Consider the following 15,750-nt stretch of genomic DNA (forward strand, 5'->3'; position numbering starts at 1 on the left):
CACAAACCGACTAGCGGCCCACCGGCGCCAGCACCGCTCCCGTGAGCGCCACCAGATCCCCCGGTGACAGCTCGACCTCCAGCCCCCGCCGCCCCGCCGAGACACAGATCGTGGCGTGCCCGGACGCCGACGCGTCCACGACCGTGCGAAGGCGGCGCCGCTGCCCCAGCGGCGAGATCCCGCCCCGCACGTACCCCGTCGTGCGCTCCGCCACCACCGGATCCGCCATCGCCGCCCGCTTGCCCCCGACCGCCGCCGCCAGCGCCTTCAGGTCGAGGGAGCCGGCCACGGGCACCACCGCCACGGTGAGTTCGCCGTCCACGTCCGCCACCAGCGTCTTGAAGACCCGGTCGGGGGAGACGCCGAGGGCCTGGGCCGCCTCCTCCCCGTACGACGCGGAGGACGGGTCGTGCTCGTACGCGTGCACCGTGAACGACGCGCCCGCAGCCGTCAGGGCCACCGTCGCCGGGGTGCCCCCGGGCGCCTTCTTCTTCGCCAACGGACCGTTCCTCACATCAGTTGGGGCTCGTGGGGGACCGGGTCAGGTCCACCGCCGGCAGCGACGGGAGGTGGCGGATCACCGCCGTCTCCGCGCGCAGCAGCTTCAGCTCCTCCCGCAGCCGCGTCGCCGTGTCCGGCGCCTGGAGCAGCCGCTGCTTGGCCGGAACGTCGAGCACGGCGGCCGCCGCCACCAGATAGGACACCACCGAGGGCTCGTCGGGCAGCTCGGCCGAGCCGGTCACCGACCGCTCCCGGGCCCCCGCGAGCCGCTTCTGGTACGCCCGGAACGCCCGCAGCACGCCCTCCGCCAGCGCCCCGGCCTCCTCGCCCGGCTCCTCCGGCAGCTCCTCCAGCTCGGCCGTCAGATACGGGCCGCTCGCGTCCACCGAGAGGAGCTTCACCCGGGTCGTCCCGGTCGCCAGGACCTCGAAGCTGCCGTCCGCGCGCTCCCGGATCGTCGCCGCGTCCGCGATGCAGCCGACCTGGTGGAAGGCCTGGATCGGGTCGGATCCGAAGCCGGCCGCCGGGCCCTTCTCCGGGACCGTGGTCTGGTCGGGCATCCCGGGACCGGTCGGCGCGACCTCCCGGCCGTCGCGGATCGCGACCACGGCGAACCGGCGCGGCTCGTCGTCGTCCGAGCCGGCGCCGGAGTCCGGGCCGGACTTCAGCAGATCGCGCATCATGGCGCGATAGCGCTCCTCGAACACGTTCAGCGGCAGGACGAGGCCGGGGAACAGGACCGAGTTGAGCGGAAAGAGGGGGAGGCGAGCGGTGGTCACAACGCTCAAGCGTAATGGTCGCCGGACCTGCTGCGTCCGGGCTTCCCGAGGGCGCCCGCGCCCGGCGGTCCGACGGGTCGGCCGGGCGCGGGCGCGGGCGGCCGCCCCAGCGCCCCCAGGGGCGCGGCCGGGATGCCCACCGGGCCGCGTTCCCGCCCCGGCGCCCGGGCCGCCGCCTGCCGTCGCGCCTCGTCGCGCAGCTCGGTGAACCGGCCCAGCGGGTCGTCGTCGAGGCGGGCCCAGGGGAACGCGGTGGCGTAGGGGCCGATCCGGCGGAACTGCTCCAGGGCCTCCTCCCACCGCTCCCGTACGACCAGGACGTACGCCAGCAGATTGCGCACCTCGGCGGGCCACGGGTCGCCCGGCTCGTACGCGGCCGAGAGCGCGATGGCGAGGTCGGCCGCCGCGTCGATCCGGTCGCCGAACAGCTCCCGCGGGCTCTGCCGGCCGGTCGGCGCCCCACCGGTGCCGGCCGCCAGGCAGGCGAACGCGGCCCGGACCGGCAGCGCCTGGACGAGCGAGCCGGGCAGCGCGTCCGCCGCGGCCTCCTCGGCGAAGCCGAAGCACTCCCGGTGCGAGCCGTACCACTGGGCGGAGAGGTATTGCAGCGCCGCCACATGGCAGCCGTAGTGGTGCGAGGAGCGGCCGACCGCCTCCGCCCACAGCGCCTCGAAGACGGTGTGCGGGGCGTGGGTGCCGCGCGCGTGGTCCAGCGCGATGCGCCACGGCACCGGGTCCGCGGGCTCCGCCGAGGCCGCCGCGTCGATCAGCGGCGCGGTCTCCCGCAGCAGCTCCGCGCGGGCGGGCGAGCCCCACGCCCGTACGATCGCCAGCTCCGCCTTGACCAGCAGCGCGTCCGGGTCCCGGGGCGCGGCGGCCAGCCAGTCGGCGAGCCAGTCCGGGCGGCTGAACGCGAAGGCCGCCAGCCGCATCGTGTAGCGGTCGCGGTTCTCCCACTCGGCCGACTCCCGGGTGGCGGCCAGGAGTTCGGCCGCCCCCGCGTACTCGCCCCGGGCGGCGGACACGAGCGCGGGGCCGAGGCGCCCGTCGGGTGCGTCGAGCAGCAGATCCTCGTCGGCCGGGAGGTCGGCGGAGAGGTGCGGGGTATGCCTGACCGTGCGGACGGCGCGGAGCAGGGCGCGTACGAATGACATGGTGTGAACCATTGAAAACCGCAGGTGGGAGCTCCGCCAGAGGTGTGCGGTGAAGAGTGTGTGGCGGCCGTGACGGTTGTACGGGTGCGGGTCAAGGACCGGCAAATTTCAGCCACGCCGCAGCAGCCGTGAGGCACCCGCCGCCACGGTCGTCGCCAGGATCCAGCCGAGCACGATCAGCACCGCCGAGACCCACTGCCAGCTGCCGTGCAGCTTCCAGTAGCCGTCCTGGCCCAGATTGATCACCGGGACGAGCAGGTCCAGGGCGTAGAGCGAGGCGTTCCAGTCCGGGTGCTCGTCCGGTTTGATCGGCTGCGGGTCGTAGTGCGAGAACGCCAGCGCGCCCATCGCCCACAGCACCGCCATCCACAGCGCCGCCCGGCCCGGCCGGTAGCCGTAGGCCACGGTGACGTCCTGGAGCACCCCCCAGGCCTTGCCCGCCAGCGGCAGGGTCTCGCGGCGGCGGCGCTGCTTGGCGAGCAGCACCTCGCGCGCGTCCGCGTCCTCGCCGCTGGCGCGCAGCACCCCGGCGAGCCGCTCGTACGGCTCCGGCGCGTACTCCGGAGTCGCCGCCGCCACCCACTCCAGCCGTCTGGTCAGCGGGAAGAGGCCGCGCGGGATCAGGTTGTCGTAGGTGAAGCCGCCCATCGCCAGCCCGCCGGGCCCCGGCCAGCTCGTCGACATGTCGACCAGGTTCACCACCCGGGCCCCCGAGAGCACCACCCGGCCCCGCTCCGGCCGCTCCCCGAGGAAGCGCAGCTCCGGCGTCTGCACCCGGCGCAGCGACACCTCCTGGTAGTCCCGCATCACGAAGCGCGCGCTCTGGAAGTCGACGGCGTCCCCGAACCGGCCGTCGTCCAGGCGCAGCCCGCCCTCGCAGACGAACGGCTGGACCCGGGTGCCCCGGGCCGGGGTGCCCGTGTAGGTCGTCCCGTACGGCGGTGTGGTCGTCTCGGTGGCGCCGGGGGAGACCGCCGCCGCCGTCATGTAGAGGGTGCGCTCCACGGTCAGCTGCGGCGCGTTCAGGGCCCGGCGCCCCTCCGGGTTCACCAGCCGGCTGCCGCGCAGGCTCAGCGTCACCCCGACGTTCGCCGCGCGCAGGCTGACCTCGCCGTACGACTCGATCAGCTCGGCCTGGAGGTCCTGGGCGACCGAGAGGCCGTCGGCGGCGATCGAGCGGCCCTTGCGGTCGGCGCGGATCACGGCCTCGTTGAGCAGCAGATCGGTGCCGATGTGGGCGTCGGTGAGCCGGATGCCCCGGGCGATCCGGCAGCGCGGCAGATGCAGATCGCCCTCCGTCTGGAGACGGGCCGCCTCGATCCGGGGAATCGCGCAGTTCACCATCCGCACGGTGGTGACCCGGCACTCCGGCATCAGCACCTCGCCCTCGAAGCGGCAGTTGTTCAGCTCCACGTACGGCGTGACCGTGCCGCCCGACAGATTGAGCGTCCCGGTGATCTGCACCCCGTTCAGCTTCAGCGCCGTGACCCGCCCCGGCAGCGCCGGCGGCCCGCTGAGCAGCAGCAGCGCCACCGCCCGTGCCTTCACATAGCGCTCCGGCCCCCACACCCGCCCGGAGAACGGGTCGTCCCGCACCCGGTTGCGGGTGCGCAGGTCGTAGGTGCTGCCGTTGCGGAAGGCCTCCCACATCCCCAGCTCCACCGGACTGAACCAGTCCGGCGCCACAGCGACATCCGGCGCCTCGGCCACGGCCGTCCCCCTGTTCCCTGCTCGCTCCGCGCGGTCGTGTGCGCACGTACATGCGTGTGTGACGGAGTGAACGCTAGTGGTCACGGCCCGGATGCGGGACGGGCGGGATACGTATCAGCCAGTGATACGGGCGACCGGTGGCGCGATGTGGTCTGAGAGAATTGGTTCCGTGATCTCTCGAATCGATCTGCGCGGCAACGCCCTCCCCGAGGGGGGCGCCCTGCGCGACCTGCTGCCCCGTGCCGAGTTCGACGTGGAAGCCGCCCTGGAGAAGGTGCGGCCCATCTGCGAGGACGTGCATCATCGCGGCACGGCGGCGCTGATCGAGTACGCGCAGAGGTTCGACGGCGTCACCCTGGAGCGCGTCCGGGTCCCCGCCGAGGCGCTCAGCGAGGCCCTGAAGACGCTCGACCCGCAGGTCAGGGCCGCTCTGGAGGAGTCCATCCGGCGCGCCAGGATCGTGCACCGCGCCCAGCGCCGCACCGAGCACACCACCCAGGTGGTCCCCGGCGGCACGGTCACCGAGAAGTGGGTGCCGGTCGAGCGCGTGGGCCTGTACGCGCCGGGCGGCCGCTCGGTGTACCCGTCGTCGGTGGTCATGAACGTGGTCCCGGCCCAGGAGGCGGGCGTCGGGTCCATCGCGCTGGCCTCCCCGCCCCAGAAGGAGTTCGGCGGACTGCCGCACCCGACGATCCTCGCCGCGTGCGCGCTGCTCGGCGTCGACGAGGTGTACGCGGTGGGCGGCGCCCAGGCCGTGGCGATGTTCGCGTACGGCACCTCCGGGCCCGACGGGTGTGCGCCCGCGAACATGGTGACCGGCCCGGGCAACATCTGGGTGGCCGCCGCCAAGCGCTACTTCGCCGGCCGCATCGGCATCGACACCGAGGCCGGCCCGACCGAGATCGCCGTGCTGGCGGACGAGACCGCGGACCCCGCGCACGTCGCCGCCGACCTGATCAGCCAGGCCGAGCACGACCCGATGGCGGCCGCCGTCCTGGTCACCGACTGCGCCGCGCTCGCCGACGCGGTCGAGCGCGAGCTGGAGCCGCAGGTCGCGGCCACCAAGCACGTCGAGGACCGGATCAAGCCCGCCCTGGCCGGCAAGCAGTCCGCGATCGTGCTGGTCGACGGCCTGGAGGAGGGTCTGAAGGTGGTCGACGCGTACGGCGCCGAGCACCTGGAGATCCAGACCGCCGACGCCGCCGCCGTCGCGGGCCGGGTCCGCAACGCGGGCGCGATCTTCGTCGGCCCCTGGGCGCCGGTCTCGCTCGGCGACTACTGCGCCGGCTCCAACCACGTGCTGCCCACCGGCGGCTGCGCCTGCCACTCCTCGGGCCTGTCGGTCCAGTCCTTCCTCAAGGGCATCCACATCGTCGACTACAGCCGGGACGCCCTGGCCGAAGTCGCCCACCACGTGGTCACCCTCGCCGAGGCCGAGGACCTGCCCGCGCACGGGGCCGCGCTCAAGGCGAGGTTCGGATGGAAGGTGCCCGGACAGTGACCGACAGCAAGCCCCTGACCCTGGACGACCTGCCCGTACGCGACGAACTGCGCGGCAAGTCCCCGTACGGCGCGCCCCAGCTGGACGTGCCCGTCCAGCTCAACACCAACGAGAACCCGTACCCGCTGCCCGAGCCGCTGGTCGAGCGGATCGCGGAGCGGGTCGCCGAGGCGGCGCGCGGGCTCAACCGCTACCCCGACCGGGACGCGGTCGAGCTGCGCACCGAGCTCGCCCGCTACCTCACCCGGACCGGCGGCCACCCGGTCGCCACCGAGAACGTCTGGGCGGCCAACGGCTCCAACGAGGTCATCCAGCAGCTGCTCCAGACCTTCGGCGGCCCCGGCCGCACCGCCATCGGCTTCGAGCCCTCGTACTCGATGCACGGCCTCATCGCGCGCGGCACCGGCACCGGCTGGATCTCCGGGCCGCGCAACGAGGACTTCACCATCGACGTGGCGGCCGCCGAGAAGGCGATCGCCGAGCACCGCCCGGACGTCGTCTTCATCACCTCGCCCAACAACCCCACCGGCACGGCCGTCGAGGCCGAGACGGTTCTGGCGCTCTACGAGGCCGCCCAGGCCGCCAGGCCGTCCCTGGTGGTCGTCGACGAGGCGTACGTCGAGTTCAGCCACCGCGCCTCGCTGCTGCCGCTGATCGAGAACCGCCCGCACCTGGTCGTCTCGCGGACCATGTCCAAGGCGTTCGGCGCGGCCGGGCTGCGCCTGGGCTACCTCGCCGCCCACCCGGCGGTCGTCGACGCGGTCCAGCTCGTCCGGCTGCCCTACCACCTCTCCGCCGTCACCCAGGCGACCGCGCTCGCGGCCCTGGAGCACACCGACACGCTGCTGGGCTATGTCGAGCAGCTCAAGGCGGAGCGGGACCGGCTGGTCGGCGAGCTGCGGACGGCCGGGTACGAGGTCACCGACTCGGACGCCAACTTCGTCCAGTTCGGCCGCTTCGAGGACTCCCACACCGCCTGGCGGCGGATCCTCGACCACGGGGTCCTGGTCCGCGACAACGGGGTGCCCGGGTGGCTGCGCGTCACCGCCGGCACCCCGACCGAGAACGACGCGTTCCTGGACGCGGTCCGTCAACTCAAGAAGGAGCAGAGCGCATGAGCCGCGTCGGCCGTGTCGAACGCACCACCAAGGAGACGTCCGTCCTCGTCGAGATCGACCTCGACGGGACCGGAAAGGTCGACGTGTCGACGGGGGTCGGCTTCTACGACCACATGCTCGACCAGCTCGGCCGCCACGGCCTCTTCGACCTCACGGTCAAGACCGACGGCGACCTGCACATCGACTCGCACCACACCATCGAGGACACCGCCCTCGCGCTCGGCGCCGCCTTCAAGCAGGCGCTCGGCGACAAGGTCGGCATCTACCGCTTCGGCAACTGCACCGTGCCGCTGGACGAGTCCCTCGCCCAGGTCACCGTCGACCTCTCGGGCCGCCCGTACCTCGTGCACACCGAGCCCGAGAACATGGCGCCGATGATCGGCGAGTACGACACCACGATGACCCGGCACATCCTGGAGTCCTTCGTGGCGCAGGCGCAGATCGCCCTGCACGTCCACGTCCCGTACGGGCGCAACGCGCACCACATCGTGGAGTGCCAGTTCAAGGCGCTGGCACGGGCGCTGCGCTACGCATCCGAGCACGACCCGCGTGCCGCGGGCATCCTTCCTTCGACCAAGGGCGCGCTGTGAACGGCCTCAACTCCATCCTGATCGTCCTCGGCCTCTTCCTCGCGGGCGGCGTCTACTCCTTCATCAAGCAGGACATGTCCAAGAGCCTGGTCACGCTGCTGGCGATCAGCTCGGCGCTGTGCCTGGCCGCGGGCATCCTCCGTCTGGAGGTGTGGAATTGAGCACGGCCACTCCCCGTAAGAAGGTCGTGGTCTTCGACTACGGCTTCGGCAACGTGCGCTCCGCCGAGCGCGCCCTCGCCCACGTCGGCGCGGACGTCGAGATCACCCGTGACTACGACAAGGCGATGAACGCCGACGGGCTGCTGGTCCCCGGCGTCGGCGCCTTCTCGGCCTGTATGCGGGGGCTGCGCGAGGCGCGCGGCGACTGGCTGGTGGGCCGGCGCCTGTCCGGCGGGCGCCCCGTGATGGGCATCTGCGTCGGGATGCAGATCCTCTTCGCCAAGGGCATCGAGCACGGCGTGGAGACCGAGGGCCTGGACGAGTGGCCCGGCACGGTCGAGCCGCTGAGGGCGCCGATCGTCCCGCACATGGGCTGGAACACGGTCAAGGCCTCCGAGGACAGCGACCTCTTCGCGGGCCTGGACGCCGACGCCCGGTTCTACTTCGTGCACTCGTACGCGGTGCACGACTGGAGCCTGGAGGTCACCAACCCCAGGATCCGCGCGCCCCGGGTCACCTGGGCCACCCACGGCGAGCCGTTCGTGGCCGCGGTGGAGAACGGCGCGCTGTGGGCCACCCAGTTCCACCCCGAGAAGTCCGGCGACGCCGGCGCCCAGCTGCTCACCAACTGGATTGGCACGCTCTGATGTCCACCAAGAAGCTCGAACTCCTGCCCGCCGTCGATGTCCGGGACGGCCAGGCCGTCCGCCTGGTGCACGGCGAGTCCGGCTCGGAGACCTCCTACGGCTCCCCGCTCCAGGCGGCGCTCGCCTGGCAGGCCTCCGGCGCCGAGTGGCTGCACCTGGTGGACCTGGACGCCGCCTTCGGCACCGGCGACAACCGCGCGCTGATCGCCGAGGTCGCGGGCGCGATGGACATCAAGGTCGAGCTGTCCGGCGGCATCCGCGACGACGCGTCCCTCGAGGCCGCGCTCGCCACCGGCTGCCGCCGCGTCAACCTGGGCACCGCGGCCCTGGAGACCCCCGAGTGGGTCGCCAAGGTCATCGCCGAGTACGGCGACAGGATCGCGGTCGGTCTGGACGTACGGGGCACGACCCTGCGCGGCCGTGGCTGGACCCGCGACGGCGGCGACCTCTACGAGACGCTGGCGCGCCTGGACTCCGAGGGCTGCGCGCGGTACGTGGTGACCGACATCGCCAAGGACGGCACGCTCACCGGCCCCAACCTGGAGCTGCTGCGCAACGTCTGCGCCGCCACCGACAAGCCGGTGGTGGCCTCCGGCGGCGTCTCCTCCCTCGACGACCTGCGCGCGATCGCGGAGCTCGTGGGGCAGGGTGTGGAGGGCGCCATCGTGGGCAAGGCCCTGTACGCGAAGGCGTTCACCCTCGAAGAGGCCCTGGAGGCTGTGTCCCGATGAGCGACGTACGGCGTGTGCAGAGTGGCAGTCCCTGGGAGGACACGATCGGCTTCGCGCGCGCTGTCGCGGTGGGCGACCATGTGCACGTCTCGGGCACCACGCCGTTCAAGGGCACGGTGCTGTACGGCGAGGGCGCCCCGTACGAGCAGGCCAAGGTGGCCTTCGCCAACGCCCTCGACGCGCTCGCGGAGTTCGGACTCGGGGCCGAGTCGGTGATCCGCACCCGGATGTACCTCACCCACGCGCGCGACATCGACGAGGTGTCCAGGGCCCACAAGGAGCTCTTCGACGCGGTCCGGCCGGCGGCCACGCTGGTGATCGTGACCGGTTTCGTGGACCCGCGCGTGCTGGTCGAGGTGGAAGTAGACGCGTATCGCGGCGCCCAGGACGGCGCCCCCGAAGGAGCACCCTCATGACCCTCGCGGTCCGAGTCATCCCCTGCCTGGACGTCGACAACGGGCGGGTGGTGAAGGGCGTCAACTTCCAGAACCTGCGCGACGCGGGCGACCCGGTCGAGATGGCCAAGCTGTACGACGCCGAGGGCGCGGACGAGCTGACGTTCCTGGACATCACGGCGTCCTCGGGCAACCGGGAGACCACCTACGACGTGGTGCGGCGCACCGCCGAGCAGGTCTTCATCCCGCTGACCGTCGGCGGCGGGGTCCGCTCGGCCGAGGACGTCGACAAGCTGCTGCGGGCCGGGGCGGACAAGGTGGGCGTCAACACGGCGGCGATCGAGCGCCCCGACCTCATCCGCGAGATCGCGGAGCGCTTCGGCCGCCAGGTCCTGGTCCTGTCGGTCGACGCGCGCCGCACCCCGTCCGGCTCCTTCGAGGTGACCACCCACGGCGGGCGCCGGGGCACCGGCATCGACGCGGTGGAGTGGGCGCACCGGGCGGCGGAGCTGGGGGCGGGGGAGATCCTGCTGAACTCGATGGACGCGGACGGGACGAAGGACGGGTACGACGTGCCGATGATCTCGGCGGTCCGGGCCCACGTCTCGGTCCCGGTGATCGCGTCGGGCGGCGCGGGCCGTCTGGCCGACTTCCCGCCCGCGGTGGCGGCGGGGGCGGACGCGGTGCTGGCGGCGTCGGTGTTCCACTTCGGGGATCTGCGGATCGCAGAGGTGAAGACGGCGCTGCGCGAGGCGGGCCATCCGGTCCGTTAGGCCCCCCGTCCCTGGGCGGGGCTGCGCCCCTGAAAACCCTCGTTCGGCTGCGGACCGTGCTGGGTTGCTCGCGCAGTTCCCCGCGCCCCTAACCACCTAGGGGCGCGGGGAACTGCGCGACCAGCCACCCACGGTCCGCAGCCGAAGCACCCACCGCCGGAGGCTTTCGGGAAGGGGCGGGGTGGGGGATACCCCGGGGTCACACCCCCAGCTTCGCTTCCAGCGCCCGCGCCGCCGCATCCTTGTCGCCCTCGGTGCGGACATCCGCCGCGCTCTGGCGTCCCGACGCGAACAGGGCCAGCTCCCCCGGCTCCCCCGTGACCGTCACCACCGGCACCCCCCGCCGAGCCACCGCCGTCTGCCCGTCGGGGCGGCGCAGCACCAGGCCCACCGGCGAGCGGCGCCCCATCAGCCGCGCCATCTTCTCCAGCCGGGACCAGAGCACGTCCGCGAACACCGGGTCCACCGGCCGCGGCGTCCAGTCGGGCTGGGCCCGGCGGACGTCCTCGCCGTGGACGTAGAACTCGATCGCGTTCGCCCCCTCGTCCACCTGCTTGAGGTTGTACGGCGAGTACTTCGGCGGCCCCGTACGGAACAGCCGCACCAGCTCCTCGTACGGCTTCGCGGCGAACTCCGTCTGCACCCGGTCCAGCCGGGACTTCAGCGCGCCCAGCACTATCCCGCCCGCCGCGTCCAGGCGGCGCTCGCGGACCACCAGATGGGCCGCGAGGTCGCGCGTGGTCCAGCCCTCGCAGAGGGTCGGGGCCTCGGGGCCCGCCGCCTCCAACAGGTCGGCCAGCAGGAGTCGTTCACGCTTGGCATGGGTCGACATGGGGGCCAGCGTACGACCCGTATCCACGTCCGCCCAGTGGACGCACCGCCGCCGCGCCCCCGCGCCACGGCACAATGGGCCCATGACCAGCACTCTCGACCCCGCCGTCGCCGCCCGCCTGAAGCGGACGGCCGATGGACTGGTCCCGGCCATCGCCCAGCAGTACGACACCGGCGAGGTGCTCATGCTCGGCTGGATGGACGACGAGGCCCTGCACCGCACCCTGACCACCGGCCGCTGCACCTACTGGTCGCGCAGCCGGAACGAGTACTGGGTGAAGGGGGACACTTCCGGTCATTTCCAGCAGGTGAAGTCCGTCGCGCTGGACTGCGACGGCGACACGCTGCTGGTCAAGGTCGACCAGGTCGGCGCCGCCTGCCACACCGGTGATCGGACATGCTTCGACGCCGACGTCCTGCTGCCCGCCCCCGCTCAGTAGGGTCGCGCCATGGATCTCGAAACCTTCCGCAAGCTCGCGGTGGACCGCCGCGTCATCCCGGTCAGCCGCCGCCTCCTCGCGGACGGCGACACCCCCGTCGGGCTCTACCGCAAGCTCGCCGCCGAGCGTCCCGGCACCTTCCTGCTGGAGTCCGCCGAGAACGGCCGCTCCTGGTCGCGCTACTCCTTCGTCGGCGTGCGCTCCGCCGCGACGCTCACCGCCCGCGAAGGCGAGGCCCACTGGCTGGGCACCCCGCCCGTCGGCGTCCCCACCTCGGGCGATCCGCTCGAAGCCCTGCGGGCCACCGTGGAGGCACTGCACACCCCGCGCGACCTGGCCGCCGGAATGCCGCCGTTCACCGGCGGCATGGTCGGCTACCTCGGCTACGACATCGTGCGCCGGCTGGAGAAGATCGGCGAGCACGGCGGCGACGACCTCCGGCTGCCCGAGCTGACCATGCTGCTCACCTCGGACCTCGCGGTCCTGGACCACTGGGCCGGCTCGGTGCTGCTGATCGCCAACGCGATCAACCACAACGACCTGGACACCGGCGTCGACGAGGCGTACGCGGACGCCGTGGCCCGCCTGGACGCCATGGAGGCGGACCTGGCGAAGCCCGTCGAGTACGCGCCGGTCGCCCTCCCGCCGTCCGTGCTGCCGGAGTACACCGCGCTGTGGGGCGGCAAGGCGTACCAGGACGCCGTCGAGGACATCAAGGAGCGCATCCGCGCGGGCGAGGCCTTCCAGGTGGTGCCCTCGCAGCGGTTCGAGACGCCCTGCACCGCCAGTGCCCTCGACGTCTACCGGGTGCTGCGGGCCACCAACCCGTCCCCGTACATGTACCTCTTCCGCTTCGACGGCTTCGACGTCGTGGGATCGAGCCCCGAGGCCCTCGTCAAGGTCGAGGACGGGCGGGCCATGGTCCACCCCATCGCCGGCACCCGGCACCGCGGCGCCACCCCGCAGGAGGACAACGACCTCGCCGAGGAGCTGCTCGCCGACCCCAAGGAGCGGGCCGAGCACCTGATGCTGGTGGACCTGGGCCGCAACGACCTGGGCCGGGTCTGCGAGCCGGGCAGCGTCGAGGTCGTCGACTTCATGTCGATCGAGCGGTACTCGCACGTCATGCACATCGTGTCGACGGTGACCGGCCGGGTCGCCCCGGGCCGCACCGCCTTCGACGTCCTCACCGCCTCCTTCCCGGCCGGGACGCTCTCCGGCGCGCCCAAGCCGCGCGCGATGCAGATCATCGAGGAGCTGGAGCCGAGCCGGCGCGGCCTCTACGGCGGCTGTGTGGGCTATCTCGACTTCGCGGGCGACTCCGACACCGCCATCGCCATCCGCACGGCCCTGCTGCGCGACGGCACGGCGTACGTCCAGGCCGGCGCGGGAGTGGTGGCGGACTCCGACCCGGTGGCCGAGGACAACGAGTGCCGCAACAAGGCGGCGGCGGTGCTGCGCGCCGTCCACACGGCGAACCGACTCGGCGGCTAGCGCTCCTTTTTGTGCCCGGTCTTTGTCTGCGGGTGAGTGGTGGGTTGCTCGCGCCCCTGGGCAGTCAGGGGCGCGGGGAACTGCGCGACCGGCCGTCCACGGTCCGCAGCCGACGTTCTCGCCGAGAGATTTCACGCCATAACACACCCCGGCTGACAAGATCACCGCCGCGCAGGCGATAGTGGAGTACGTGAGTGCCGTACCCGAACCCCAGTCGCGTGCCGAATCCGCGCCCCCCCGGGCCGGAGGCCGCCGCACCCTCGCCGCCGCCCTGTTCCTCGGCGCCGCCGGGGCCGCCGTCGTCCTGCTCGCCTCCGGGCAGACCTGGGCCGAGGGCCACGCCGCCGTCGGGGGCGGCTCGGTGCCGCTGCGGGCCACCGGGCAGAACGTGACGGGCGTGCCCGCCGCCCTCGCGATCGTCGGACTCGCCGCGCTCGTCGCGGTGTTCGCGGTCCGCCGGGCCGGCCGGCTGCTGGTCTCCGGCATGCTCGCGCTCAGCGGCGCCGGGGCCGCGCTCGCCGCGTTCCTCGGCGCCGACGACGCCTCCGCGCTCGACGAGAAGGCCGCCAGGACCAGCGGCGACGCCGCCGCGACCATCGGCGGTCTGACCCACACCGCCTGGCCCTACGTCACCTTCGCGGGCGGTCTGCTGCTGCTGGTCGCCGGGCTGCTCGCGCTGCGGTTCGGCGCCGCCTGGCCCGCGATGGGCGGGCGCTACGAGCGCGACGGCAGCCCCCGCCCCCGCAAGGCCCGCCCGGTCAGGGACCCGGACCGGCCCGAGGAGCTGTGGAAGGCGCTGGACCGGGGCGAGGACCCGACCGGAGTGTGAGCTCCCCCACGGCGGCCACCCCAGGCTCGGGGCACGCGCGCGGGTGCGCGACAATGGTCGGTGAGCGGTCGCCGTCCCCGGACGCGGCCGACTCCGCGACCCAGAGATTCACCAACGAGGAGCAACTCATGGCGGGCAGCAGCGGCGGCCACGGACACACCCCGGCCGCCTGGACCGGTGTCATCATCTCCTTCATCGGCTTCTGTGCGGCCTCGGTCTTCATCGTCGCCGCCAACCCGGTCGGCTTCTGGGCCGGTACCGCGCTCACCCTGCTCGGCGCGGTCGTCGGCGGCGTCATGAAGATGGCCGGCATGGGCACCCCGAAGGAGTCCGCGGAGATGGCCGCGGCACGCGAGGCCGCCGGTGCCAAGGCCCGCGCCCGCCTGGCCGAGGCCCGCTGACCCTCCTCAGCACGCTGTACGTGGACGACGAGGCGCGGCCCCCCGGGGCTGCGCCTCTCGGCGTGAACGGGGACAATCACGGCGTGGACGCCACCCCGACCCCCGCCCGCTCGGCCCCCGCCGCCGCCCGGCGGCTGCTGGTGCCGCTGGGCACCCTCGCCGGAGTCGCCGCCGCCTTCGCGTACGTGGGCGCCGTCGACCCGAACGAGCCCGGCCACTACCCCGTCTGCCCGCTCCTGCGGCTCACCGGGATCTACTGCCCCGGCTGCGGCGGGCTGCGCAGCGCCCATGACTTCATCACCGGCGACTTCGGCGCGGCGCTGGGGGCCAACGCGCTGGCTGTGGCCGGTTATGTGCTCTTCGCGGTGCTCTGGGTGGTCTGGGCCGTCCGCGCCACGCGCGGGCTACCGGTCCGCTTCGACCTCAAGGACGCCCACTGGTGGGGCATCGGCGCGGTGCTGCTGATCTTCTCGGTTGTCCGGAATCTACCGTTCGGGTCTGTGCTGGCGCCGTGACATTCCGTATATCTCCCCACGTCGCGGCTGTCCGAGGAGTGGGACGGGCGTCAACCGGATGCGGGCCCTTCGCTCTGGTACGGATACCATCGTCATGGCTGATCCTGGCCGATCGTCAACGTCACCGTCCTGGAAGGGGGCCGCTCGCGTGAGTGTGCTCGACGAGATCATCGAGGGCGTGCGCGCCGATCTGGCGGAGCGGCAGGCGCGGGTCGGCCTCGACGAGCTCAAGGAGCGTGCCGCCAAGGCGCCCCAGGCCCGGGACGCCGTCGCGGCCCTGCGCGGCGAGGGCGTCAAGGTCATCTGCGAGGTCAAGCGCTCCAGCCCGTCCAAGGGCGCGCTGGCGGCCATCGCCGACCCCGCGGGCCTGGCGGCCGACTACGAGGCGGGCGGCGCCGCCGTCATCTCCGTGCTCACCGAGCAGCGCCGCTTCGGCGGCTCGCTGGCCGACCTGGAGGCGGTTCGCGCCAAGGTCGACATCCCGGTGCTGCGCAAGGACTTCATCGTCACCGCGTACCAGCTGTGGGAGGCCCGGGCGTACGGGGCCGACCTGGCGCTGCTGATCGTCTCCGCGCTGGAGCAGCCGGCCCTGGTCTCGCTGATCGAGCGGGCCGAGTCCATCGGGCTCACCCCGCTGGTCGAGGTGCACGACGAGGAGGAGGTGGAGCGGGCGGTCGACGCCGGCGCCAAGATCATCGGCGTCAACGCGCGTGACCTGAAGACCCTCAAGGTGGACCGCACCACCTTCGAGCGCGTCGCCCCGGAGATCCCCTCGCACATCGTCAAGATCGCCGAGTCGGGGGTGCGCGGCCCGCACGACCTGATCGCCTACGCCAACGCCGGCGCGGACGCCGTGCTGGTCGGCGAGTCCCTGGTCACCGGCAAGGACCCGCGGGCGGCCGTCGCCGACCTGGTCGCCGCCGGCGCCCACCCGGCCCTGCGGCACGGGCGGAACTGACCGCCGATGCCCATCGCCGCCCGCCTCGCCCCCGGCTGCCGCCCGCGCGGCTGCCGCGCACCCGCACGCCGGGTGCACGGGCGACGCGTGCGGTATGTGATCGGCGATGAGCCGGGCCAGGTCAACGGGATGCGATGGCGTCGCCGCTGAGCTGAGTGCCCCCCAAGGGGCGCGGGGAACTGCGCGACCGGCCGACGACCAAGGCCGGACGCAGTCCACGCG

At 73.2% G+C, this 15,750-nt stretch carries 20 protein-coding genes; 15 read left to right on the forward strand and 5 right to left on the reverse strand.

Annotated elements, in window-relative coordinates:
* Positions 1–10: 10 nt before the first annotated feature.
* From ybaK to ABD236_RS30240, 4 genes are all read right to left on the reverse strand, one after another.
* Positions 11–499, reverse strand: coding sequence for a Cys-tRNA(Pro) deacylase (gene ybaK / locus ABD236_RS30225; protein WP_344079161.1), 489 nt, complete (start codon positions 497–499; stop codon positions 11–13).
* Between the two features lie 16 nt (positions 500–515).
* Positions 516–1,280, reverse strand: a complete 765-nt coding sequence (locus tag ABD236_RS30230) for an LON peptidase substrate-binding domain-containing protein (protein ID WP_344079163.1) — start codon at positions 1,278–1,280, stop codon at positions 516–518.
* 5 nt (positions 1,281–1,285) lie between these two features.
* Complete coding sequence (locus ABD236_RS30235) at positions 1,286–2,446, reverse strand: hypothetical protein (RefSeq protein ID WP_344079165.1); 1,161 nt, start codon at positions 2,444–2,446, stop codon at positions 1,286–1,288.
* A 96-nt stretch (positions 2,447–2,542) separates the two neighbouring features.
* Entirely contained in the window at positions 2,543–4,084 is a 1,542-nt protein-coding gene (locus ABD236_RS30240; RefSeq protein WP_344079292.1) for an oxidoreductase, read from the reverse strand.
* 229 nt (positions 4,085–4,313) lie between these two features.
* Between ABD236_RS30240 and hisD the strand changes: the two genes are divergently transcribed.
* The 8 genes from hisD to hisF are packed head-to-tail and all read left to right on the forward strand — an operon-like array spanning position 4,314 to position 10,060.
* Positions 4,314–5,645, forward strand: coding sequence for a histidinol dehydrogenase (hisD, locus tag ABD236_RS30245; protein ID WP_344079168.1), 1,332 nt, complete (start codon positions 4,314–4,316; stop codon positions 5,643–5,645).
* Positions 5,642–6,763 carry a histidinol-phosphate transaminase gene (locus ABD236_RS30250; RefSeq protein ID WP_425543992.1) on the forward strand — a complete coding sequence of 374 codons (1,122 nt, stop codon included), beginning with the start codon at positions 5,642–5,644 and terminating at the stop codon, positions 6,761–6,763. The genes hisD and ABD236_RS30250 overlap by 4 nt, the downstream gene beginning before the upstream one ends.
* On the forward strand, positions 6,760–7,353 hold the full coding sequence (gene hisB, locus ABD236_RS30255; RefSeq protein WP_067158063.1) for an imidazoleglycerol-phosphate dehydratase HisB: 594 nt from the start codon (positions 6,760–6,762) through the stop codon (positions 7,351–7,353). Before ABD236_RS30250 ends, hisB begins: the two co-directional genes overlap by 4 nt.
* Positions 7,350–7,514: a hypothetical protein gene (locus tag ABD236_RS30260; RefSeq protein WP_199831698.1), complete on the forward strand. Its 165-nt coding sequence runs from the start codon at positions 7,350–7,352 to the stop codon at positions 7,512–7,514. The genes hisB and ABD236_RS30260 overlap by 4 nt, the downstream gene beginning before the upstream one ends.
* The gene (hisH, locus tag ABD236_RS30265) at positions 7,511–8,161 is read left to right on the forward strand and encodes an imidazole glycerol phosphate synthase subunit HisH (protein WP_344079173.1); all 651 of its coding nucleotides are present in this window, start codon (positions 7,511–7,513) and stop codon (positions 8,159–8,161) included. The genes ABD236_RS30260 and hisH overlap by 4 nt, the downstream gene beginning before the upstream one ends.
* Complete coding sequence (gene priA, locus ABD236_RS30270; RefSeq protein ID WP_344079175.1) at positions 8,161–8,892, forward strand: bifunctional 1-(5-phosphoribosyl)-5-((5-phosphoribosylamino)methylideneamino)imidazole-4-carboxamide isomerase/phosphoribosylanthranilate isomerase PriA; 732 nt, start codon at positions 8,161–8,163, stop codon at positions 8,890–8,892. Before hisH ends, priA begins: the two co-directional genes overlap by 1 nt.
* Positions 8,889–9,308 (forward strand): RidA family protein, encoded by a 420-nt coding sequence (locus ABD236_RS30275; protein ID WP_344079177.1) that lies wholly within the window; start codon positions 8,889–8,891, stop codon positions 9,306–9,308. The genes priA and ABD236_RS30275 overlap by 4 nt, the downstream gene beginning before the upstream one ends.
* A complete protein-coding gene (gene hisF, locus ABD236_RS30280) occupies positions 9,305–10,060 on the forward strand; it encodes an imidazole glycerol phosphate synthase subunit HisF (RefSeq protein ID WP_344079179.1) in 756 nt (251 codons plus the stop codon). The genes ABD236_RS30275 and hisF overlap by 4 nt, the downstream gene beginning before the upstream one ends.
* 199 nt (positions 10,061–10,259) lie before the next feature.
* Here the strand turns inward: hisF and ABD236_RS30285 are convergent, their stop codons facing one another.
* A complete protein-coding gene (locus ABD236_RS30285) occupies positions 10,260–10,892 on the reverse strand; it encodes a TIGR03085 family metal-binding protein (protein WP_344079182.1) in 633 nt (210 codons plus the stop codon).
* An 82-nt stretch (positions 10,893–10,974) separates the two neighbouring features.
* On the opposite strand from ABD236_RS30285, the gene hisI reads away from it, so the two are divergent.
* The 7 genes from hisI (at position 10,975) to trpM (ending at position 15,678) form a co-directional block, all read left to right on the forward strand.
* Positions 10,975–11,331: a phosphoribosyl-AMP cyclohydrolase gene (gene hisI / locus ABD236_RS30290; protein ID WP_344079184.1), complete on the forward strand. Its 357-nt coding sequence runs from the start codon at positions 10,975–10,977 to the stop codon at positions 11,329–11,331.
* A gap of 9 nt (positions 11,332–11,340) precedes the next feature.
* On the forward strand, positions 11,341–12,825 hold the full coding sequence (locus ABD236_RS30295) for an anthranilate synthase component I (protein ID WP_344079186.1): 1,485 nt from the start codon (positions 11,341–11,343) through the stop codon (positions 12,823–12,825).
* 181 nt (positions 12,826–13,006) lie between these two features.
* Positions 13,007–13,654, forward strand: coding sequence for a TIGR02234 family membrane protein (locus tag ABD236_RS30300; protein WP_344079188.1), 648 nt, complete (start codon positions 13,007–13,009; stop codon positions 13,652–13,654).
* 128 nt (positions 13,655–13,782) lie between these two features.
* On the forward strand, positions 13,783–14,055 hold the full coding sequence (locus ABD236_RS30305) for an HGxxPAAW family protein (RefSeq protein ID WP_344079190.1): 273 nt from the start codon (positions 13,783–13,785) through the stop codon (positions 14,053–14,055).
* 83 nt (positions 14,056–14,138) lie between these two features.
* Positions 14,139–14,570, forward strand: a complete 432-nt coding sequence (locus ABD236_RS30310; RefSeq protein WP_344079192.1) for a DUF2752 domain-containing protein — start codon at positions 14,139–14,141, stop codon at positions 14,568–14,570.
* A 148-nt stretch (positions 14,571–14,718) separates the two neighbouring features.
* Entirely contained in the window at positions 14,719–15,528 is an 810-nt protein-coding gene (gene trpC / locus ABD236_RS30315) for an indole-3-glycerol phosphate synthase TrpC (RefSeq protein WP_344079194.1), read from the forward strand.
* A 6-nt stretch (positions 15,529–15,534) separates the two neighbouring features.
* Positions 15,535–15,678, forward strand: a complete 144-nt coding sequence (gene trpM, locus ABD236_RS35110; RefSeq protein WP_283143871.1) for a tryptophan biosynthesis modulator TrpM — start codon at positions 15,535–15,537, stop codon at positions 15,676–15,678.
* Positions 15,679–15,750 lie beyond the last annotated feature (72 nt).

Source organism: Streptomyces crystallinus, assembly GCF_039521265.1.
In the GTDB taxonomy this organism is placed as follows: Bacteria; Actinomycetota; Actinomycetes; order Streptomycetales; family Streptomycetaceae; genus Streptomyces; species Streptomyces crystallinus.

Coding starts and splice junctions, on each gene's coding strand:
- ABD236_RS30235 (WP_344079165.1), bottom strand. CDS start 2,446: ATGGTTCACACCATGTCATTCGTACGCGCCCTGCTCCGCGCCGTCCGC.
- ABD236_RS30240 (WP_344079292.1), bottom strand. CDS start 4,084: ATGTGGGAGGCCTTCCGCAACGGCAGCACCTACGACCTGCGCACCCGC.
- hisB (WP_067158063.1), top strand. CDS start 6,760: ATGAGCCGCGTCGGCCGTGTCGAACGCACCACCAAGGAGACGTCCGTC.
- priA (WP_344079175.1), top strand. CDS start 8,161: ATGTCCACCAAGAAGCTCGAACTCCTGCCCGCCGTCGATGTCCGGGAC.
- ABD236_RS30275 (WP_344079177.1), top strand. CDS start 8,889: ATGAGCGACGTACGGCGTGTGCAGAGTGGCAGTCCCTGGGAGGACACG.
- hisF (WP_344079179.1), top strand. CDS start 9,305: ATGACCCTCGCGGTCCGAGTCATCCCCTGCCTGGACGTCGACAACGGG.
- ABD236_RS30285 (WP_344079182.1), bottom strand. CDS start 10,892: ATGTCGACCCATGCCAAGCGTGAACGACTCCTGCTGGCCGACCTGTTG.
- hisI (WP_344079184.1), top strand. CDS start 10,975: ATGACCAGCACTCTCGACCCCGCCGTCGCCGCCCGCCTGAAGCGGACG.
- ABD236_RS30295 (WP_344079186.1), top strand. CDS start 11,341: ATGGATCTCGAAACCTTCCGCAAGCTCGCGGTGGACCGCCGCGTCATC.
- ABD236_RS30305 (WP_344079190.1), top strand. CDS start 13,783: ATGGCGGGCAGCAGCGGCGGCCACGGACACACCCCGGCCGCCTGGACC.
- trpM (WP_283143871.1), top strand. CDS start 15,535: ATGCCCATCGCCGCCCGCCTCGCCCCCGGCTGCCGCCCGCGCGGCTGC.